Annotated in this window: 19 protein-coding genes; 18 read left to right on the forward strand and 1 reads right to left on the reverse strand. The window is 39.4% G+C overall.

Annotated features, from left to right (window positions below):
• From fliS to raiA, 16 genes are all read left to right on the forward strand, one after another.
• Positions 1 to 387 carry a flagellar export chaperone FliS gene (gene fliS, locus NSQ38_RS08290; protein ID WP_339788521.1) on the forward strand — a complete coding sequence of 129 codons (387 nt, stop codon included), beginning with the start codon at positions 1 to 3 and terminating at the stop codon, positions 385 to 387.
• Positions 380 to 736, forward strand: coding sequence for a hypothetical protein (locus tag NSQ38_RS08295; protein ID WP_339788524.1), 357 nt, complete (start codon positions 380 to 382; stop codon positions 734 to 736). Before fliS ends, NSQ38_RS08295 begins: the two co-directional genes overlap by 8 nt.
• Before the next feature lie 655 nt (positions 737 to 1,391).
• On the forward strand, positions 1,392 to 3,536 hold the full coding sequence (locus tag NSQ38_RS08300) for a glycosyltransferase family A protein (protein ID WP_339788527.1): 2,145 nt from the start codon (positions 1,392 to 1,394) through the stop codon (positions 3,534 to 3,536).
• 23 nt (positions 3,537 to 3,559) lie between these two features.
• Positions 3,560 to 4,552 carry a UDP-N-acetylglucosamine 4,6-dehydratase (inverting) gene (gene pseB / locus NSQ38_RS08305; RefSeq protein WP_339788530.1) on the forward strand — a complete coding sequence of 331 codons (993 nt, stop codon included), beginning with the start codon at positions 3,560 to 3,562 and terminating at the stop codon, positions 4,550 to 4,552.
• Between the two features lie 11 nt (positions 4,553 to 4,563).
• Positions 4,564 to 6,375 (forward strand): thiamine pyrophosphate-binding protein, encoded by a 1,812-nt coding sequence (locus NSQ38_RS08310; protein ID WP_339788532.1) that lies wholly within the window; start codon positions 4,564 to 4,566, stop codon positions 6,373 to 6,375.
• Positions 6,372 to 7,253, forward strand: a complete 882-nt coding sequence (locus NSQ38_RS08315) for an NAD(P)-dependent oxidoreductase (RefSeq protein ID WP_339788535.1) — start codon at positions 6,372 to 6,374, stop codon at positions 7,251 to 7,253. The genes NSQ38_RS08310 and NSQ38_RS08315 overlap by 4 nt, the downstream gene beginning before the upstream one ends.
• Positions 7,254 to 7,316: 63 nt before the next feature.
• Positions 7,317 to 8,096 carry a glucose-1-phosphate cytidylyltransferase gene (gene rfbF / locus NSQ38_RS08320; protein ID WP_339788537.1) on the forward strand — a complete coding sequence of 260 codons (780 nt, stop codon included), beginning with the start codon at positions 7,317 to 7,319 and terminating at the stop codon, positions 8,094 to 8,096.
• Entirely contained in the window at positions 8,078 to 9,205 is a 1,128-nt protein-coding gene (gene rfbG, locus NSQ38_RS08325; protein ID WP_339788540.1) for a CDP-glucose 4,6-dehydratase, read from the forward strand. Before rfbF ends, rfbG begins: the two co-directional genes overlap by 19 nt.
• On the forward strand, positions 9,165 to 10,508 hold the full coding sequence (gene rfbH / locus NSQ38_RS08330; RefSeq protein ID WP_339788543.1) for a lipopolysaccharide biosynthesis protein RfbH: 1,344 nt from the start codon (positions 9,165 to 9,167) through the stop codon (positions 10,506 to 10,508). The genes rfbG and rfbH overlap by 41 nt, the downstream gene beginning before the upstream one ends.
• Before the next feature lie 3 nt (positions 10,509 to 10,511).
• A complete protein-coding gene (pseG, locus tag NSQ38_RS08335) occupies positions 10,512 to 11,609 on the forward strand; it encodes a UDP-2,4-diacetamido-2,4,6-trideoxy-beta-L-altropyranose hydrolase (protein ID WP_339788546.1) in 1,098 nt (365 codons plus the stop codon).
• Between the two features lie 78 nt (positions 11,610 to 11,687).
• The gene (locus NSQ38_RS08340) at positions 11,688 to 12,236 is read left to right on the forward strand and encodes a formyltransferase family protein (protein ID WP_339788549.1); all 549 of its coding nucleotides are present in this window, start codon (positions 11,688 to 11,690) and stop codon (positions 12,234 to 12,236) included.
• Entirely contained in the window at positions 12,233 to 13,297 is a 1,065-nt protein-coding gene (pseI, locus tag NSQ38_RS08345) for a pseudaminic acid synthase (protein ID WP_339788552.1), read from the forward strand. Before NSQ38_RS08340 ends, pseI begins: the two co-directional genes overlap by 4 nt.
• A 67-nt stretch (positions 13,298 to 13,364) precedes the next feature.
• On the forward strand, positions 13,365 to 14,561 hold the full coding sequence (pseC, locus tag NSQ38_RS08350; protein ID WP_339788555.1) for a UDP-4-amino-4,6-dideoxy-N-acetyl-beta-L-altrosamine transaminase: 1,197 nt from the start codon (positions 13,365 to 13,367) through the stop codon (positions 14,559 to 14,561).
• A 202-nt stretch (positions 14,562 to 14,763) separates the two neighbouring features.
• The gene (locus NSQ38_RS08355) at positions 14,764 to 15,870 is read left to right on the forward strand and encodes a class I SAM-dependent methyltransferase (protein WP_339788558.1); all 1,107 of its coding nucleotides are present in this window, start codon (positions 14,764 to 14,766) and stop codon (positions 15,868 to 15,870) included.
• Positions 15,871 to 16,210: 340 nt separating this feature from the next.
• The gene (locus tag NSQ38_RS08360; RefSeq protein ID WP_024631599.1) at positions 16,211 to 16,408 is read left to right on the forward strand and encodes a cold shock domain-containing protein; all 198 of its coding nucleotides are present in this window, start codon (positions 16,211 to 16,213) and stop codon (positions 16,406 to 16,408) included.
• Between the two features lie 420 nt (positions 16,409 to 16,828).
• Positions 16,829 to 17,392 (forward strand): ribosome-associated translation inhibitor RaiA, encoded by a 564-nt coding sequence (raiA, locus tag NSQ38_RS08365; RefSeq protein ID WP_047840659.1) that lies wholly within the window; start codon positions 16,829 to 16,831, stop codon positions 17,390 to 17,392.
• A gap of 532 nt (positions 17,393 to 17,924) precedes the next feature.
• Here raiA and NSQ38_RS08370 read toward each other — a convergent pair.
• The gene (locus NSQ38_RS08370; protein ID WP_181155499.1) at positions 17,925 to 18,068 is read right to left on the reverse strand and encodes a hypothetical protein; all 144 of its coding nucleotides are present in this window, start codon (positions 18,066 to 18,068) and stop codon (positions 17,925 to 17,927) included.
• Between the two features lie 114 nt (positions 18,069 to 18,182).
• Here NSQ38_RS08370 and secA point away from each other — a divergent pair, with 114 nt between their 5' ends.
• Together secA and prfB are read left to right on the forward strand one after the other, a co-directional pair.
• On the forward strand, positions 18,183 to 20,687 hold the full coding sequence (gene secA, locus NSQ38_RS08375) for a preprotein translocase subunit SecA (RefSeq protein ID WP_339312668.1): 2,505 nt from the start codon (positions 18,183 to 18,185) through the stop codon (positions 20,685 to 20,687).
• A 242-nt stretch (positions 20,688 to 20,929) separates the two neighbouring features.
• Positions 20,930 to 22,043, forward strand: a protein-coding gene (prfB, locus tag NSQ38_RS08380) for a peptide chain release factor 2 (RefSeq protein ID WP_124116498.1) whose coding sequence is annotated in 2 segments (ribosomal slippage) — positions 20,930 to 21,001 and positions 21,003 to 22,043 — 1,113 coding nt in all. Because the reading frame shifts where the segments join, the coding sequence is not laid out codon by codon here.
• Positions 22,044 to 22,127: the final 84 nt, after the last annotated feature.

The following is a 22,127-nucleotide window of genomic DNA, read 5'->3' on the forward strand; positions in this document are numbered from 1 at the left end:
ATGATTACATCTCCTTATGAGAAATATAAACAATCCTCGGTACAAACCTCTACGCCTGGACAGTTGGTTATTATGCTATATGATGGAGCCATCCGGTTTACAAAAATCGGTTTGGAGGGAATTGAAACTAGAGATTACTTCAAAGCCAATGTCAACCTGAGTAAAGCTCAAACTATTATTAGTGAGTTGATGTCTACCTTAAATCGAACCTATCCTGTAGCTGAAAATTTATTTTCACTGTATGAATATATGAATTATTTACTGATTCAAACGAATATCAAAAAAGATGTTAGGCACGGGGAAGAGGTTTTGGGATACTTGCAGGAACTGCGGGAAACTTGGGCTGTTGCTAGTAAACAAGCCCAAGGAACTCTGCTAAATGAATAATAATAAGGATGAGATGGATGTTGTTCTCAGCCAACTTGTTGAATTGACCCAGAAGTTTAGCTATGAAATAGGAAGTAAGACTCCTGAGAATGTAGAAACCTTTATCAATGAGCGTCAATTATTAGTACAACAGTTACAGGGGATTTTTGCTGTTCAAGGGATGACTAATAGCCAAAAAGAAGAAATTAGAAGTATTTTGACATATGATGCGAAAATAGAGGAATGTATTTCTTCGCTCAAAAACGAAGCGCAAGAATGGTTGCTCCTGAGAAATACGGCGAAGACACAACGGAGTGTATATGAAACTAAGTATGGATCAGAGAGCTATCTAATGGATAAACGGAAGTAGTAAAAATAGACTATAGATTACGATAAAGACCCTCGCTGTTCATTAGCAGTGTAAGGGTCTTTGTCGTTGATAAACTGTAAAGCTTGCTTTCAACACTGCAAGGTTAACAGATGTTCGTCTGTTTCTAGCTCGAAATATGCACTTTTTAGACTACTAAATAAGGACTTGATTGATATTTAAATGGGTATATTTTCAATTTTCTTTATTAGTGAAATTGCTAACAAAAATTGAGGATTACACCGAAATATATAATAAGAGCTAAAGCGACGAGTTTGGTTAGAGCAAAACAATTTTATAGTTAACAATAAAAGTTCTACCTCATAATTAGTGGTTGACAGTCTTTGGGCACAAGTTGTGTCAAGTGCTGACTTGGATAATTCTCGTATTAATCATGATTGATGAAGGTTTTGAGCCACAAATAACGGAGTTTATTATATGGATTTTTAATTCAAAAAGGTGAGCATTTTTTACGAAGACAATTTGAAAACAGATTCAACAAGTTGAAATTATTTATCCTCTTGGTTTAACTACCCGTACCTTGTAAAGTTTATAATGAACATTGCCGATATAACTTATTAGACCTGTTAAGAGGTATTGGTATGAGAAGATACCAGACCTATGGAAATTTTGCTAACCTATATTAACTTACTTACGATTGAGCGGAGCTGAAATAATGAATCCTGAAAATGCTGTGGTACAAATGAAAGGATATATAGAGGCTGGAAATTTAGAGTTTGCTCTTGAAATTATGAGATCTCTTGATGAAATTATGTTTTCTGATCCAGAATTTATTAGTGCTAAAGCTATACTTCTCTTAAGTATGGGACAGCTCAAAGATGCAGAAGATACTTTGATAGATGGTCTATCCAGATATCCGGAGTGTAGTGATCTATATTACAATTTAGGTTATATTTACTTCGAAAATGAACTTTTTGTGGGAAGCGCCATTTGCTTCGCTGCTTACTGTCGTTATGCAGATAATTCTTCAGAAGATATTAAAAGTATAATAGCTGATATTGAAAATAAGATGAAGCAAATTTCGAAGATTTATATTGTTTTCAATAGCTTCAGAACTGCGACGGACCAAGACTTTGTCCTTATAACTGAGAAACCTTTTGGGGAAGACATAGTATTTATGTTGCTAACTTTTATCTTAAGGATGTGGGACAACCGAATTTTTTATCTTTCTGATCCTATTGAAGTTGAACTTCACGATTCTCTTCAACCTGAGTTGAGCGATTTCATGAAAATTATCTTCGAAAATATAGAGAACAAAGATGGTGTTCATCTCATCCGGCCACTGATGTTTCAATCGAAAAATAATATTTTCGATACTACACCTTATATTATTAAGAAAATTACTGATGAACGTAGTATCCATCAGCACTGTAGTATCATTTGCAATTCAATATTACTTGATAGGATTGAGGACGTTGATACTGTTGATGGCATAGGTAATCGTTTCGAGATTGTATTTGCTCCTGCAGATCGTGAAGTGAAAGATGTATTATCCTATAGTTTTTTTGGTGATTACTATAATACTTTAAATAAGCTCTACAATGTTAGTGTTTCTAAAGATTGGAGTGCACCCTCTTTACTAATAAGCATTGTGATTCCAACCCGTAACAATGCGCAAACATTGGAACATACACTCAAAACATGCCTCTACGATCAAGGGAATGATTTTGAAGTTGTTATTAGTGATAACAGTTCTCTTGATAACGATGACACTCTACACCTTATTCAGCGCTTAGATGATCCACGTATTAAATACTACCGTCCTGATCGAGAACTGCTACTAAAAGAGAGCTTTGAGTTTGCTTATTGTCAAACGAAGGGTGAGTTCATTTTCTCTATAGGATCCGACGATGGGGTGCTACATCATGGTGTGGAGAGGCTGAGGAACATACTCAAGTATTTCCCAAATGAAGATGTAATCCTTTGGGATAGATTGTTATATTTTTGGCCTGGTGTAGGTAATGGACAGGATGATCAATTTGTTATTCCAACATGTTCTTATCAACCGGAGCACTTAGAGGCTGGATATATTAACTGCAATGACTCTCTTCAGGCTATTCTGAATTTAGAAGTTTCCATGTATTCTCTTCCAATGGGTTACATAAATTCAGGGTTTCGACGAAGCTATATACACAAAATAATTGAGAAAACAGGAAAATTTCTTGACGGTGATTCACAAGATATCTACATGGGTTTGATAAACTATGCATTGAACGAACGTGTACTTTATATAAAACATCCGATAACAATTGCAGGTATGTCTTCACATAGTGCTGGTATTCAAACCTCAAAAATGCTCAAGTCCAGTGATGCAATAAGGGAGTATAAGGAAAAAAACAATCAATTTGCTACTAATAGAATTTATAATACTAAAATACTTCCCCTGCGAGGGTTCTCTGATAAATGGTTGTTGTTCAATCAGTTTGCTAAAATATGTCAGAAGAGGATCGATCCAAAATTTAATTTAGATCGACTAAACTGGAAGCTAGCGTATTCATCGTGTGTTGAAGCTCTTTCGGCGACAGATCCCAGTCTTCAAGAAAGAATTAATGAATATGAAGTTTCCTCAAAAGCCCTTGGAGACGAAAGTTTCAGGCAGTGGTTCAAAGAAACCTATTCGGGCAACCCCGACTTTAAAGGTTTGAGTTATGTTGAGTCTATTGAAAAACGATACAGTCGAGGGATTCAACAGGATAGCTCACTTGTGTTAGATGCATCTCTTTTTGAAGTCGAAAATATATATGAAGCTTGTGGATTGTTCCATAAATTATTTCGTATCTAAAACAATATAGTTAGGGTGATACCATGCTTAATGATAAAGTAGTACTGATAACTGGAGGAACGGGAACCTTCGGTCAATATTTCACTGAGTATCTATTAAATAATTACAAACCGAAAAAAATTATAATTTTCTCCCGGGACGAGTATAAACAGTTCTTAATGAAGAGTAAGTTTAAGGAATATACAGATGTCCTAAGATTTTTCATCGGTGATGTTAGGGACTCTGATCGTCTTATGCGAGCATTTGACGGAGTAGACTATGTTGTTCATGCAGCTGCTATGAAGCAGGTTCCGGCATGTGAGTACAACCCGATTGAAGCAATTAAAACGAATATTAATGGCGCAACGAATGTCATTGATGCGGCTTTGGATCGCAATGTGAAGAAGGTTGTTGCACTCTCAACGGATAAAGCAGTAAACCCTATAAACTTGTATGGTGGTACAAAACTGGTTTCTGACAAACTTTTCATTTCTGCGAATGCTTACACAGGAGGGACCAAAAGTTCTTTCTCGGTTGTACGTTATGGAAACGTTGCAGGAAGTCGAGGATCCGTCATTCCATATTTCAAAGAATTATTGAGTAAAGGAGTCTCGAATCTCCCGATTACTGATTTTCAGATGACGCGTTTTTGGATTAGTTTAGACCAAGGCGTTGAGCTTGTAATGAATGCTTTGGCGAATTCCCGTGGTGGAGAAACTTACATTTCAAAGATCCCTTCTTTTAGAATCACAGATTTAGCGAAAGCTATGGCTCCATCTCTTGAATTACAACAGGTGGGAATTCGCGAGGGAGAAAAAATGCACGAAGTTATGATCACGTCAGAAGATTCAGCTTTTACCTATGAGTATGAAGATTTCTTCGTCATATATCCGAATATGGATTGGTGGATTTATGACGAAAGCAACTATATTCCTGGGGGTAAAAAAGTTCCGGCAGGTTTCGAATACAACTCTGGCACAAATAAAGAATGGCTCACAGTTGACCAATTAACCGATCTGGTAGCACGGATGGAATAAGGAGATTTTTCATGATAAAAGTATCTGATTATGTCATTCAATTTATCGAAAACGTTGGGGTGAAGGATGTTTTTCTTATTTCTGGTGGTGGAATGATGCATTTGCTGGATTCGGCTGAGCGTTCACCATCCCTGAATATTATTTGTAATTTAAATGAACAAGCTACGTCTATATGTGCAGATAGTTATGCTCAATATACGAATAAATTAGGGGTATGTCTCTTAACAACTGGACCGGGAGGAACAAATGCTGTCACAGGTGTAACTGCATCTTATTTGGATTCTAATCCAGTTATGGTTATTTCTGGACAGGCCAAATCGACAGACCTTGTAATGGACACCGGGGTAAGACAGGTGGGGGCCCAAGAGGTAGATGTGGTGGCTATTTCCAAACCGATTACTAAATATTCAGTCATTGTACTAGACAAGGAAAGCATTCGTTACCACTTGGAGAAAGCACTTTATTTGGCGACTAGTGGGCGTAGGGGCCCTGTTTGGATAGATATTCCTCTTGATATCCAGGGAGCAATAGTAGACGAGACTAAACTTTATGGGTTTAGTCCTGAAGAAGAAGGTTTTACGAATAAAACTAGTATTATCGACAAAATGAAAATCACAAAAGTATATGATTTGTTGAATAAAGCTAAACGACCAGCCTTTTTAATTGGACATGGTTTGATTGCCTCAGATGCTATAGAAGACTTCCGACTACTTGTACGCGAGTTGGGCATTCCTGTTCTTGCTTCGTGGAGAGCCAAAGGGGTTTTCTCGGATTCCGACCCGCTTTATTTTGGCCATCCAGGCTCGCCAGGAGCACGATTCTCCAACTATATCTTACAGAACACTGACCTTTTAATTGTTATTGGAGCACGTTTAAATGCACCAATGACAGCTTATAATCTTGGAAACTTTGCCCCAAATGCAAAAAAAGTAGTTGTTGATATCGATGAAAACGAAATCAAACGACTCTCAGTTCCACTTGCAGAAAGTATAGTGAATGACTCTTCTTCATTTATCCTAGCTATGCAAAAACAAATTGAACAATTTGACAAACCAGTTTTGACCGATTGGCTTGCTTATTGTCAGGAAATGCGAGAAAAATATCAACTTTCAAAAGAAAAACAACCATTTGAAGACAATGGTTCTGTAGATGGATATAGGCTTGGCTACGAGATTAGTCGTAGGAGTTCACAAGATGATATTTTGGTTGGCTCATCATCCGGACGTACTTGCGGTATCTCACATATGGCTTTTAACGTTCAACAAGATCAAAAATTTATTACTTCAATGGGATTGGGGTCTATGGGCTTTACGTTACCTTCTGCTATAGCATCTTCTATTGCTGGCGGCAAACAGAGAACTATAGCTTTGGAGGGAGATGGAAGCTTGCAACATAATCTACAAGAGCTTCAACTTATATCGACATACGATCTCCCCATTAAGCTGTTTGTATTGAATAATGGTGGTTACGCTTCTATTTATGTAATGCAGCGTAATCATTTTAAATCAAATTATTCGGCGTGTAACTCAGATACTTCACTCGAATTCCCTGCTGCTGAGAAGTTGGCAGATTTATACGGATTAGACTACTATCGAATCGACCATAATGATAAGTTGGATGAAATACTTGACCAAGTGATGAAAGACAACCGCCCAGTTTTATGTGAAGTTATAGGAAGTATAGAATTTGATGAAATTCCTAAGGCGATGACAAGGGTTAATGACGATGGAACTTTAGTCTCTTCTTCACTAGAAGATTTATATCCTTATCTTTCCGCTGAAGAGGTGCGCGAGAATATGAAGGTTTCATTGGACACAGAATGAAGCGGCTATGGATTACAGGGGCTGGGCCAAACGGGTTCATTGGACGGAATTTGAAAGAACATTTAGAGAAAACCCATCAAGTATTTGTAACATCAAGTACGGAATTAGATCTCTGTAACCTGGATCAAGTTATGCGCTTTATTGATAAAAATCGAATTAATTGTGTAATTCATGCTGCGACGTATACTAAGCGGAATCTAAATCCAGGAGCAGAATTGGACGCTAACTTAAAAATGTTCTATAACCTTGAATTCTGTCACAACCAACTGGAAAAGATTATTTATTTGGGTTCTGGGGCGGAGTTTGATAAGGGCCAAGGAATTGATTTGGTATCAGAAGATGAGATAGGTCGAAGTATTCCTGATAATGCTTATGGTTTTGGTAAATATGTGATGAATCACGCTACTCGAAATTCCGAAAATATATATAATCTCAGACTCTTCGGTGTTTATGGTAAATATGAAAACTGGAGAACAACCTTCATTTCAAATTTATGTTGTAAAGCCATCTTTGATTTACCGCTTTCCATCCGACAGGATTGTTCTTTTGATTTTCTTTATATTGATGATATTTTTCCTGTTGTAGACTGGTTTTTAGAAAATTCACCTGCGTTTCATGATTATAACGTTTGCACTTCTGCACCGTACGATCTTACTGAAATAGCACGGATAGTTCTGGATGTTGCACGAAAAGATTTGCCAATAGTTCTACTTAATAATGGCCGCAATATGAACTACACTGGTGCGAACAATAGGTTGCGAGACGAAATGCCAGGTTTTTCTCCCATGAATTTACGGAGTGGCATTGAATTGTTGTATAACTGGTATAATCAAAATCGTGAATTAATTGATTATAACGTGCTGATTCAGACTAAATAACGTTTTTCTACGATTATATTTAACGACAGCAAATTGGAATTGTGAATAGAGAAGGGGTGTCGAATGAAAGTTGTATTGTTGGCAGGTGGACTAGGTACAAGGATCAGCGAGGAATCACATCTGAAGCCAAAACCAATGATTGAAATCGGCGGTAAACCCATACTTTGGCATATAATGAAGATTTACTCTAGTTTTGGTTTCAATGATTTTATTATTTGCCTTGGATATAAAGGTTACGTTATAAAAGAATTCTTTTCCGATTATTATCTTCATATGTCCGATATCACTTTTGACTTCTCTAATAATAATAGTATGACCATTCATAACAATAGTGTAGAGCCTTGGCGAGTTACATTGGTAGACACGGGACTCGAAACACAAACCGCCGGTAGAATTAAAAAAATTGAAAAGTACGTACGAAATGAAAGGTTTTTTCTCACCTATGGTGATGGAGTGAGTGATATTAATATAGATGTTTTGCTAAAAGAACATATCAAATCAGGCAAAATAGCAACCCTGACAACAGTTAAACCAGATGGTCGATTTGGATTGCTTGAAATTAATGAGGATAATACTGTAGAGAATTTTCAAGAGAAAGCAGTAGATAATAGCTCATGGATTAATGGAGGCTTTATGGTTTTGGAGCCTCGAGTGTTTGAATATATAAGTGAAGACGATAAGGAATTTTTTGAAAAAGAACCCCTTAAAAACTTGGCTCATGATGGACAACTTTATGCTTACAAGCATCATGGGTTCTGGAAATGCATGGATACACAAAGAGATAAGTTTGCTTTAGAGGACTTGTGGAAAGAGGAGCATCCTCCATGGAAACTATGGAAATAAGACTAGATATGCTTGAATTTTATCGAGGAAAAAAAGTGTTCGTTACAGGACACACTGGTTTTAAAGGAAGTTGGTTGTGTCGTCTATTACTGAATGCGGGAGCCAAAGTTTCCGGGTATTCCATGGAACCGGATAAAGAGAGTTTATTTAACACACTAAATTTGGATAAAGAAATCGAGAGCTATGCAGGTGATATCAAAAATATCGATTTTCTTTGTGATGTAGTGTCCAAAGTACGCCCTGACATTGTATTTCATTTAGCTGCGCAGCCTCTTGTTCTCCAGTCATATGCTGATCCTGTAGGGACTTTTAGTACAAATATTATGGGTACTGTTCACATTCTTGAAGCGGTTCGACGGTGTAATTCTGTTCGGTCTACAGTTAATGTTACAACTGATAAAGTCTACGAAAACAAGGAATTCTTATGGGCTTATCGTGAAAACGAAAACCTATGCGGGATTGACCCGTACTCAAATAGTAAATCTTGTAGTGAATTGGTTACGTTTAGTTATCGTAACTCCTTCTTCCATTCGATTGAGAGTCAAGCGATATCTACGGCACGCTCTGGAAATGTAATTGGAGGTGGCGATTTCTCAGCTAACCGTATCATTCCTGATTGTTTTCGTGCAGCAAGCAAAGGCAAAGCTATAATGGTGCGTTCTCCTCAGTCGGTTAGACCGTATCAACATGTTTTGGATTGTCTAGATGGTTACTTACTGCTGGCAAAAAAGCAGTATGAAGAGAAAGAACGGTATGAAGGAAGTTACAATTTTGGTCCCTCTGATGAAAATTGTTTGACAACAGGGGAATTAGTCGATCAGTTTTGTCATTACTGGGGGGATCAGCTTTCTTGGTTCACTCAGGGCGACAGTGTACACCATGAAGCTACGTATCTAAAAATAGACAGTATGAAGGCAAGAACCATTCTTAAGTGGAAGCAGAAGTGGACAATCACAGAGGCGGTCGAGAAAACTACAGATTGGTACAAGAATTTCCTCAATGAAGGTGGAAATGTTGCAACTTATACGGATACTCAAATTTCGGATTACTACGGGAGTGTAACTAAAAATGTCAGCGGACTTGAGAACTCAAATTCTAGCTTTGGTTAATGATTATTACAATGAGCATCACAAACCCAAAAACTCTTTTATTCCTGGAAATCGTATTCCTTATGGTGGACGGGTTTTCGATCAAGAGGATATGATTAACCTCGTAGATTCTTCACTTGATTTTTGGCTGACTGCGGGTAGATATGCCGAGGAGTTCGAGGAGAGCCTTGCACGATATGTGGGCGTGCGATTTTGTTCACTTGTCAATTCGGGTTCTTCTGCTAATCTAATAGCATTCATGGCTCTTACTTCTCCTAGGTTAGGAGACCGAGCTATTCGGCGTGGAGATGAAGTCATTACGGTTGCAGCCGGTTTTCCTACAACCGTGTCTCCAATTGTTCAATTTGGAGCAATACCTGTTTTTGTGGATGTTAATATTCCACAGTACAATATTGATTGCAGTCAATTAAAGGATGCTTTATCAGATAAGACGAAAGCTGTCATGATTGCGCATACACTCGGGAATTCGTTTAATATTGCACAAATCCGTAATTTCTGTGATGAACATAATCTTTGGTTAATTGAAGACAACTGTGATGCTCTCGGGGCTGAATATGAAATGGATGGACAATGGAGGAAGACTGGATCTTTTGGCGATATTGCTACGTCAAGTTTCTATCCAGCTCATCATATTACGATGGGGGAAGGCGGCGCAGTATTCACAAAAAATGGTTTGCTTCACAAGATTATTCGTTCATTTCGGGATTGGGGGCGTGATTGTTGGTGTGATTCTGGAATCGATAATACTTGTGGGCGTCGTTTTGATGGACAATACGGAGAACTTCCGTGTGGATACGACCATAAATACGTGTATTCTCATTTCGGGTACAATCTGAAAGTAACTGACATGCAGGCGGCTGTGGGTTGTTCCCAATTGAAAAAATTGCCATATTTTGTTGAGGCAAGAAGGAATAATTGGGAGTACTTATATTCATCACTTGTGGATTTTCAAGATAAGATCATTTTACCGGAACCTATGGCAGATTCTAAACCAAGCTGGTTTGGATTTTTAATTACGGTGAAGGAAGGAATAAATAGAAATAAACTGGTGCGATATTTAGAGGAACAAGGTATCCAAACTCGGATGTTATTTGCAGGTAATTTATTGAAACACCCATGTTTTGATGAAATGCGTAAAGAAGGTAAGGGTTATCGTGTGGTAGGAAACTTAGAACAAACCGATCAGATTATGGATAACACATTTTGGATTGGGGTTTATCCTGGTATGACGGTTGAAATGTTAGACTATATGTCAGAGAAGATTAAGTTCTTTTTAAATGAACAACCTAGAGGAAGTATATAAAGTATGAGAGTTGTAATAAGGGCAGATGCCTCCCTTCTAATTGGTACCGGACACATTATGAGATGTCTAACGTTGGCTGAAAAACTCATAGCAAATCAACATGAAGTAGTATTTATATGTAGAGAACATGCTGGTAATATGATCGATTTTATTAGAAGCAAAGGTTATAAAGTGTACGTGCTTTTTGGGGTTGATCATAAGGAAAATAGCTTGAATTGGTTGGGTGTCAACTGGGATACTGATGCACAACAAACAGTCGATTGTTTAAAACAAGAAAGTGTTGTTGATTGGGTAGTGGTCGATCATTATGCAATAGATTGGCGTTGGGAAAAGCAAATTTTATTGTACAGAGAAGCGATTCGAATATTTGTTATTGATGACCTGGCTGACAGGAGGCATATTTGTGATGTTTTTCTAGATCAGAATTTGAATCAAAATTCGCTCACAAGATATAAAAATAAATTGCCAGATACAGCCACAACATATTTTGGTCCCTCCTATGCATTATTAAGGAATGAATTTATTATTGCTCATAAATTAGTGGAGCCTCGTAACGGTAACATTAAGAGTATTACTGTATTTTACGGTGGAAATGATTCAACCGGAGAAACACTTAAGGCAATAAGGGCATTAAAGCAACTATCATTAGAACAAATTAAGATCAAGATCATTGTTGGTCAGAACAACCCTAAACGATTGGAAATTATGCAAAGTTGTCTTAATTTGCGCAATTTTATCACTGAGGATCATGTTTCTAATATGGCAGAGTTGATGAATCAAACCGATTTATTTATTGGCGCAGGCGGATCGACGACTTGGGAGCGGTGCATACTTGGGGTTCCGTCCATTACTACTGTGTTAGCAGACAATCAAAAAGAGATTACTAAGGCTGTAGAACATTATGGGGCCACATGGAATCTGGGTGAACATTGGACTGTTACAGAAACAACAATTATCCAAGCTATCCGCTATGCTGTTAATCATCCGTTAGAAGTACACAAAATGTCTAAGCGATGTTTGGCTGTGATAGGCAATTATCAAGGTTCTTCTGTTATTATTAATAAAATGATGTCACTAACGGAATATAAAAAAAGTAAATAACTTCAGCATTTTGAAAGTGGGTAGATTGTCATAAATGTTCTTTTCTTAGGTCCAACTAACTCTGATATAAATGATTATTTGATATCCCAGGATTGCCAAATAAGTCAAACGGAAGAGCCGATTCTTCTAAAGGGACTCTTAAAGAAAGACATTGATTTTATTATTAGTTATAGGTACAGACACTTGATACAAAAAGATATTGTCGATTACTTTCAAGGGAAGATTATTAATCTTCACATCTCATATTTGCCGTGGAATCGAGGTGCTGATCCAAATTTGTGGAGCTATTTGGAGAATACCCCCAAGGGCGTCACTATTCATCTTGTTGACAGTGGCCTTGATACGGGCGAAATTCTCGTACAGCAGCTTATTGAAGAAAATATCGAGGACACGTTACACACAAGTTATCAAAGACTCTCAAATACGATTGAAAATTTATTGATTGTATCATGGCATTCTCTTGTGAATAGAGAAATAAAACCCGTACCTCAAAGTTTATTCGAAGGAACGACTCACCGATCAAGAGATAAGCAAGAATATATATCGTTATTAACAAAGGGGTGGCATACACCTGTTGCACATCTTATGGGTAAAGCGTTAAAAAAAGGAGAGGATAATAACATATGAGAGTTCAACCACCTGATATTAAAGTAAATGATTATATAATTAGTGCGCACAATGCGCCCTTCATTATAGCTGAAATGTCGGGTAATCATAATCAATCTTTGGAACGAGCCCTTCAGATCGTAGACGAGGCAGCAGCAGCAGGCGCTCACGCTCTTAAGCTTCAAACTTATACGGCGGATACAATGACTTTGGATATAAATACAGGTGATTTTTTTATCAATGACCCAAACAGTCTTTGGAAAGGGAATTCGTTATATTCTCTATACCAGCAAGCCTTTACTCCATGGGAGTGGCATAAGCCTATTTTCGATAGATGTAGGGAATTAGGAATGATAGGCTTTAGTACACCTTTCGATGAAAGTGCAGTAGATTTTCTTGAAGAGATGGGTGTACCAATCTACAAAATTGCATCATTTGAGAATACGGATCTCCCATTAATACGTAAAGTGGCTTCAACAGGAAAGCCAATGATTATTTCAACTGGAATGGCAACGGTTGCTGAACTAGATGATACGGTTCAAGCTGCTAGAGAAGCCGGTTGTAAAGATATTGTGTTGTTGAAGTGCACTAGTACTTATCCTGCAACTCCTGAAAATACAAATTTGTCTACCATTCCTCATATGAAAGAGTTATTTCAATGTCATGTTGGTTTATCTGATCACACTATGGGAGTTGGCGCAGCAGTTGCTAGTGTAGCTATGGGTGCTACAGTGATTGAGAAGCACTTTACCTTACAGAGAGCAGACGGAGGAGTGGATTCCGAATTTTCGTTGGAGCCAGAGGAATTACAAAGTTTGGTTATTGAAACGAAGCGAGCGTGGCAGGCCATTGGAAATGTAAATTATGGCACTCTGGACGGAGAAAAGGCCTCGCTTAAGTTTCGCCGTTCACTTTATGTTGTCGAAGACCTGAAAGAAGGACAAATTCTGAGTGAGCAGAATGTGCGAACCATACGCCCCGGATTTGGATTATCTCCTAAGTATTACAATCAGATACTAGGCAGAACAGTGAAAAGTGATATTCCTAAGGGGACTCCTGTTACATGGGATATATTGGGGTGATTTTTTTAAACAAGACTTACCTTGAGTTGCTATAATAGCATTTACCTTTTGAAATGGAGGTTTTCTAATGAGTCGTTTGGCTGTTCATGGTGGAACTCCGGTAAGGGATTCTTGGTTGCCGTATGGGCAACAGTGGATTGAAGAGGAAGATATAGCTCAGGTGGTAAAGGTACTTCAAAGTAATTTTCTTACTCAAGGTCCTGCCATCCAAGAATTCGAAAATCAAGTTGCCTCCTATGTCGGTGCAAAATATGCCGTTGCATTCTGTAATGGAACTGCTGCCCTTCACGCTGCTTGTAATGCAGCAGGTATAGGGGTAGACGATGAAGTTATTACAACACCATTAACGTTTGTAGCGAGTAGTAATTGTGTGCTTTACCAAGGAGGAAGACCAGTCTTTGCTGATATTGATCCAGAAACATACAATATCGATCCAAAAGATATTGTAGCAAAAATTACTTCCAAAACGAAGGCGTTAATTCCGGTAGATTTCACAGGTCAGCCTGCTAATATGGAGGAAATTAATGACATCGCTCGCGAGTTTGGATTGGTTGTCATTGAGGACGCTGCACATTCCCTTGGTGGCCGTTATAAAGGGAATAAGGTAGGTACAATGGCTGAAATGACTATGTTTAGCTTTCATCCAGTGAAGCATATAACTACTGGTGAAGGCGGGGTTATTGTCACAGATAATGAGGAGTATTATCAGCGTATGCTTTTATTTCGAAGTCATGGGATAACTAGAGAACCTGAGAGATTGATGTCTGATCTCCAGGAGCCATGGTATTATGAAATGCAGTCCCTTGGCTACAATTACAGAATGACAGATTTGCAAGCAAGTCTGGGTTCCTCTCAGTTGAATAAATTGGAGTCTTTTTTGAATCGTCGAAGAGAGATTATTCAGTTATACAATCAAGCTTTTGAAGAAATGGAGGGTGTCGCAACTCCATTTCAAGATCCTGATTCTGATTCCGCTTGGCATCTATATGTACTGAAACTTGATCCGGAGCAACTTCGAGCGTCGAGAAAGCAAGTATTTGAAGCTCTTAGAGCGGAAAATATAGGGGTTAATGTTCATTATATTCCTGTTTATCTTCAGCCATATTATCAAGAACTTGGATATAAAAATGGAAGTTGTCCTGTTGCCGAAGCAGTTTATGAACAACTAATTACATTGCCTTTATACCCAAAAATGACTAATTCTGATGTTAATGATGTCATCATTGCAGTAAATCGAATATTGGAATATTACCGCATTCAGTAATTTATTTTATGTGTTTATCTAAATTAGATTTTTTGAGTAAAGATGACGCTTTGTATGCAAGCTTTAGCGAGCAGCTCCAATATGTTTATTGTAATGAATATGCTAATTATATTATAAAATATAGTGTGAAACCTATTGAGAATGAAAAATGTCTAATAGCCTTATTTAGGCTAGAATATTATATTGAAATCGGGGGGATATTATGAAATGCCGTGTGTGTGGAGAGGCGTTAACACTATTAGAAATAGTAAATGACTGTAGATATGAGCACAACTTTTTAAATACAACAGCCTTTAGTACGTTTACTAAAGATATTGAATTATATCAATGTACAGTATGCTCACACCTTCAAACCGAATATTTATTACCAGATGACTATTATGATAAGTACACTGGTTTTGGAGGAGCATCACAGTATTATGGTTCATTAAATTTAGCAGAGAACAAAATTCAAAAAATTCAAAATTATTCATTAACTAATGAAAAAATTTTTGAAATAGGATGCGGAACTGGAACAGGGCTGAAAAAAGCTGGAGGATATTTCGTAGAGTGTTTAGGCATTGAACCTTCCGGGTTACATTCGGACATAGCAAAAAGAGATGGCCATAATGTAATTAATGCATATTTTGATAATTCTCTTGATATCGGAACGGGATATTCGGCTTTTATGAGTTTTCAGGTTTTCGAACATCTTCATGATTTTTATAATGTTTTGGATTATGCCTATGAGATACTGGAACCTGGTGGGGTAGGACTTATTAATGTACCCAATGGTCAAAATATAGTTGAAAAATCTTTATATCATCAGATTATCTGTGAGCATGTTAATTATTTTACTCCATTTAGTCTGGCGACTATGGTTAAAAAGTCGAAATTTGACATTCTTGAAATAGATAGTATCGATGAAACAATAGAGTTAGACATTTATATTAGAAAGCCTAAAAAATACACTGGTTTTAACAATACAAAAGAGCAGCAAAAAGAAAAATTACAAGGAATACTATCTAACTATAGCAACATTACGATCTGGGGCGCTGGAGCAAAAAGTGAAGTATACTCAAAGCTCATAGATAACTCACATGCTTTTAAACATCTTGTGGATTCATCTGAAGATAAAATTGGCCTTTATATAAATGGTATTGATTTACAAATTGAGAAAGTACAACAAAGTATAATAGATGAAAGTGATGCAATTATCATTTTTGCTTCATCATATAACAAAGAAATAATGGATAACTTACGAAACACTTATGGATATGCGAAAGTCATAGTTTATTTTGAGGGTGAAGAGGTTTTGGTACAGAATTAGATTCTTGAACAATTGAAAGTAAGCTTAAGCAGCTGAGATTGTTAATTCCCTCTGTGATAATTCGGTTGATCATTCCTATATGATTTTTAAAAGTAGAAGATTTCTTGGAGCTAGACTTATGTAATACTCAAGATTTCTTTCCCTATTCTCTCTGTATTACCTGATATATTCAAGTTATCCCACCTTTCAACACAATCCCCAATTAATCTACAAAAAATTCCAAGAAAACATTTACTTTTCCAATTGACAATGGATAACTTTGGATGGTATTATCTGAATTGTGGGCAGAGGTTAAGGCCGAAAGCTTCACTTCATTTGATGACGAAGGGAATGTTAGTGCATGCAAGGTAAAGTAAAATGGTTCAACGCAGAAAAAGGTTACGGTTTCATTGAGACTGAAGATGGCGGCGACGTATTCGTACATTTCTCCGCAATTCAATCCGAAGGATTCAAAACTTTGGAAGAAGGTCAATCCGTAGAATTCGACATCGTCGAAGGCGCGCGTGGACCGCAAGCAGCTAACGTAATCAAATTATAATCATCCGGACAATCCGACCTACATATATGGTTAGATGGTTACCAAATTGAATTATCGCTAGCATCAGACTCCGGTACTTTCCGGGGTCTTTTTTTGTTTCAATAGATTCGAGATTTGAGGAGCATCCGAGGTACATTATTCCTATGAATCTGTTGATTAAAGAGATAGATTGAAGTTCATTTTACATATTAGATTGAGCTGGCCCAAAAACGGTTAAATACATCATCAAGCGCCTAATAACTCATACCAAGTAAATATTCGATTATGGCTGAATATGATGAAATATCGCGAAATATGGCGTTATGCCTATGTTGGCAGATGTGGCTTGAACAGATGTCATTATTCGGTCACAGGGAGTTTTTACATGGCGCTTACATTCGTGTTATAATGAAGTGGCAAAGGAAAAAGGAGGAGTGCCCTATGAATTTAAGTATTCGAGGTCAACAAATCGAGGTTACTGATGCTTTGAAGGATTATGTCGACAAAAAGTTGAGTAGACTCGAGAAGTATTTCGATGCACCCCTTAACTCTGACGGTGCTGTTACATTGAGCACGACGAGAGGTTTGCATACGGTAGAGGTGACGATCCCATTGAAAGGCATTGTGCTCCGCGCTGAGGATGAGAGCGATGATATGTATGCATCCATTGACTCCGTGGTGGACAAGCTGGAACGTCAGATCCGCAAACACAAAACAAAAATTAACCGTAAGTTCCGCCAGGAAGGTAGCCTGAAAACACTCTTCGTTGAAGATCCAACAGGTACTGTAGCTACAGCTGAACTGGATGCGGACACGGATGACGATGATCTGGAAGTTGTACGGACGAAACGCTTTATGTTGAAACCAATGGACGTGGAAGAGGCCATCCTCCAAATGAACATGGTTGGTCACAATTTCTTCGTATTCTCCAACATTGACAGTGAAGAAGTTAGCGTAGTTTACAAACGGAACGATGGTAAGTACGGATTGATCGAACAAGGTTAATCTTAACGTACAGGATCATCGGAACGGACATGCGTATGAATATCTAATAATAATGAAGACAGGGACTGTAGTTTCCTGGATTAGACTTAACAAGAGCTTCCATCCCTTAGGGGATGGGGCTCTTTTGTGCTTAGAGAAGCTGGGAAATGACCTTTGGAAATAAAATGGTGAAACTATTCCCTATGCTGCTGCGTCTAATAGATAATAAGAATAATCATAATTGGTACAAGTTTATCACCAGATTCCGATGGTTACGAAAATATTCGTACACCTACATTCGAGAACTGGATATTGAGATTATCATCCAAATTTACCATCAAAATTCGTTGACAGGGCTGTCTACCTTGCAAAATGAAACATGACAATTGAACGCTTCTGCTAACGACTATGATTTTTTGCACTTAAACTCCATTTGATATGTCTCAGAAGTTCAAAGAAGTGTGCCGTGGCGTGTTGCGGCGGCCCTTACAAACTGTTACAATTTATGCAAAGAGAATCATTGTCCTGATGAGGAATTGTCAACGAATGATCGCTAATCATAATCAATGACAGGCACAGCACCATGAACATGATTCGCAAGGCTCGGGCTTCGGCTAGTTTTTAATAACCGAATCCGTTTGAATACCGAATCAGCTTCATGAGGAACCCTTGGCAAGCCTGGAGTTGATTCATCCATATTACTTTTTATATTGTTTGTCACCCCCGGGCAAGTGGATGCATTACATCCATCCGATGGTGTCGCGTGGCGGCAACAGGGGGTCTATTCTGTTTTGCACGAAAGGGGTATACCATGCTAGGACTTGTCAAAAAGATCTTCGGCGACATGAATGAACGTGATGTTAAACGTCTGATGAAGACGGTCGATGTGATCAATAAACTGGAACCACAATTTCAGGCGTTGTCTGATGAACAACTGAAAGGTAAAACGGACGAATACCGTGCTCGTATTGAAAAGGGAGAAACAACAGATGAGCTTCTTCCAGAGGCATTTGCAACCGTACGTGAGGCATCACGCCGTGTACTGGGCAAACGTCACTACGATGTACAGATGCTGGGCGGTATCGCTCTGCATGAAGGCCGTATTTCCGAGATGAAAACGGGTGAAGGTAAAACGCTGGTAGGAACACTTCCGGTATATCTGAACGCATTGATGTCCAAAGGTGTACACGTGGTCACGGTCAATGACTATTTGGCACAGCGGGATAGCCAGGAAATGGGACAAATCTATGAATTCATGGGCATGACGGTAGGGGTTAACCTGAGCGGTATGGACCATGCTTTGAAACAACATGCGTATGCATGTGATATTACGTACGGAACGAACAACGAGTTTGGTTTTGACTATCTGCGTGACAACATGGTTCTTTACAAAGAGCAAATGGTACAACGTCCATTGTTCTTCTGTATCATTGATGAAGTAGACTCCATCCTGGTCGATGAGGCGCGTACGCCACTCATTATCTCTGGACAAGCTCAGAAGTCGACGGATATGTACTATGCAGCAGATCGTTTTGTGAAACGTTTGGTGCCGGAAGAAGACTTTACGGTAGACATTAAGGTGAAATCCGTAGCGTTGACTGAGGCCGGCGTGGCCAAAGCGGAGAAAGCATTTGGTATCGAGAACTTGTATGATCATGCCAACGTTACTCTCAACCATCACATTGTACAGGGCTTGAAAGCCAATGTAATCATGCGTCGTGACGTGGATTATGTGGTCAGTGATGAAGAGGTTATGATCGTTGATGAATTCACAGGTCGTCTGATGTCTGGACGTCGTTATAGTGATGGATTGCACCAGGCGATTGAAGCCAAAGAAGGCATTGAAGTACAAAACGAGAGCATGACCCTTGCTACGATTACCTTCCAGAACTATTTCCGGATGTACCGTAAACTTGCGGGTATGACGGGTACGGCGAAAACCGAGGAAGAAGAGTTCAAAAAAATCTACGGTCTCGAAGTACTGCAGATTCCAACTAACCGTCCGAACAAACGGGATGACATGGCAGATGTCGTGTATAAGAGCATTGATGGCAAGTTCAAAGCGGTTGTGGAAGAGATTGTGGAACGCCACAGCAAGAATCAACCGGTTCTGGTAGGTACAGTATCCATCGAGAACTCTGAACGCCTGTCTGACATGCTTAAGCGTCGTGGTGTAAAACACCAGGTACTGAACGCCAAGTACCATGCGGAAGAAGCAGAGATCATCTCAGGAGCTGGTCAAGCGGGTGCAGTAACGATTGCAACCAACATGGCTGGACGGGGTACGGATATTATCTTGGGTGAAGGTGTAGCTGAAGTAGGCGGCCTTCATATTATCGGTACAGAGCGTCACGAATCACGCCGGATTGATAATCAGCTGCGTGGTCGTGCAGGACGTCAAGGTGACCCGGGTTCAACACAATTCTACCTGTCACTGGGTGATGAATTGATGAGACGTTTCGGTGCAGACAATGTATTGAACATGATGGAGCGCCTTGGTTTTGAAGAAGACCAACCGATCGAGAGTCGGATGATTACCCGTGCAGTAGAATCGGCGCAGAAGCGTGTTGAAGGTAACAACTTTGACGTGCGTAAAGTCGTTCTCCAATATGATGATGTTATGAACCAACAACGTGAAATTATATATAAACAGCGCCGCGAGGTACTGGAGTCCGAAAATATTAAACAAATCGTTATGGATATGATCAAACCTTCCATTGAACGTATCGTTGAAGCACACTGTGGTGACGATATTCCGGAAAACTGGGAGTTGCAGGAAGTTGCCGATTACATGAACAGCAAATTGCTGGATGATGGTTCGGTAACAAAAGATGATCTGTGGGGCAAGGAAGCAGAAGAGATTATCGAGTACCTGTTTACGAAAGTTCAGAACAAGTACAATGCACGTGAAGAGCGAATTGGCGAAGATATGGTTCGTGAGTTCGAGAAAGTGGTTGTGCTTCGTGCAGTAGACAGCAAGTGGATGGATCATATTGATGCAATGGATCAATTGCGTCAAGGTATCCACCTTCGCGCATACGGCGGTACAGATCCACTGCGTGAGTACCAGTTCGAAGGCTTCGAGATGTTCCATCAGATGATTGCTTCGATCCAGGAAGAAGTAGCGACTTATGTGATGAGAGCACAGATCGAGAGCAATCAGGAGCGTCAAGCGGTTGTTGAGGAAAGTCAGATCTCGACAAGCGGTGAACCTGCTGAGAAACGTCCAGTGAAGGTTTCTGACCAAATCGGACGTAACGATCCATGCCCATGCGGTAGTGGCAAGAAGTTCAAACACTGCCACGGTCAAGAGTAGTTGAAGGTTTTTTCTATACACGAATGACATGAACGGCTCCTTGCAGCCGGGTATTCCATAGGATGAAGTGAAGGATGCAAAACCGGTTAATGGTGCATAGTTATAATAATATGACCATGATCATGGAGAAGAGATATACTGATACAACAGTTGTCTCAACACCAGGGTGACGCATCGCATACTTGATCTGGAGGAATACCCTGGATGCGGGGAGCTTATCTTAATGAAAAGAGGAATTGCACATGATCGATCCAAACGTGAAGCATGACCTGCGTGAAATAGGTAAGAAACTAACAAACCTTAGGGGGTCTCTTTGACTTAGATCTGAAGCAAGAGATGATCGGCAACTTCGAAGTGAAGATGTCTGCCCCGGATTTCTGGGATGATAGTGACAAGGCGCAATCCGTAATCGCTGAGCTAAATGCGGTGAAGGGATCTGTGGATCAATACACCAAACTCCAACAGGACTATGATGATGCAGTGATGATGATCGAACTGGCGGACGAAGAAGGCGACGAAGACCTCGCTACCGAGATTGGTAACAGTATTACAGCGATCGTGAACAAAGTCGCAGAGTTCGAACTTCAGCTTCTGCTGAATCAACCATATGACAAGATGAATGCGATTCTGGAGCTTCACCCGGGTGCGGGTGGCACCGAGTCCCAAGATTGGGGACAGATGCTACTCCGGATGTACACACGTTGGTCCGAGAAGCGTGGCTTCAAGGTTGAGGTACTGGATTATCTGCCAGGTGATGAGGCTGGGATCAAGAGTGTTACGTTGTCGATCAAGGGACATAACGCTTATGGTTATCTGAAAGCCGAGAAGGGTGTACACCGACTGGTGCGGATCTCTCCTTTTGACTCATCGGGCCGTAGACATACGTCATTCGTATCCTGTGATGTGGTACCGGAGATTGATGATACGATTGAACTGGACATCCGTACAGAGGACCTCAAGATCGATACGTACCGGGCGAGTGGCGCGGGTGGACAGCACATCAATACCACCGACTCTGCCGTACGGATTACTCACCTACCAACAGGTGTAGTTGTAACGTGTCAGAATGAACGTTCACAGATCAAGAACCGTGAGCGAGCGATGACGATGCTCCGTTCGAAATTGTATGAGCGTAAAATTGAAGAGCAAAAACAACAGCTGGATGAAATCCGAGGGGATCAGTCGGATATTTCATGGGGTAGCCAGATTCGCTCCTATGTGTTCCATCCCTATAGTATGGTAAAGGATCACCGTACAAGCGTAGAGACTGGGAATACAGGTGCAGTAATGGACGGCGACCTCGATGCATTCATCGATGGTTATTTGCGTAGCCAGATTAAAGTAGAAACCGATTAATATAAGTTCCTGTATGGACCCATACGTGTAGGCGTATGCTGGTGTATATGGGAGCTTTTTTTTGAATAATTTTATAGGATATAG

The organism is Paenibacillus sp. FSL R7-0313, from assembly GCF_037969885.1.
In the GTDB taxonomy this organism is placed as follows: Bacteria; Bacillota; Bacilli; order Paenibacillales; family Paenibacillaceae; genus Paenibacillus.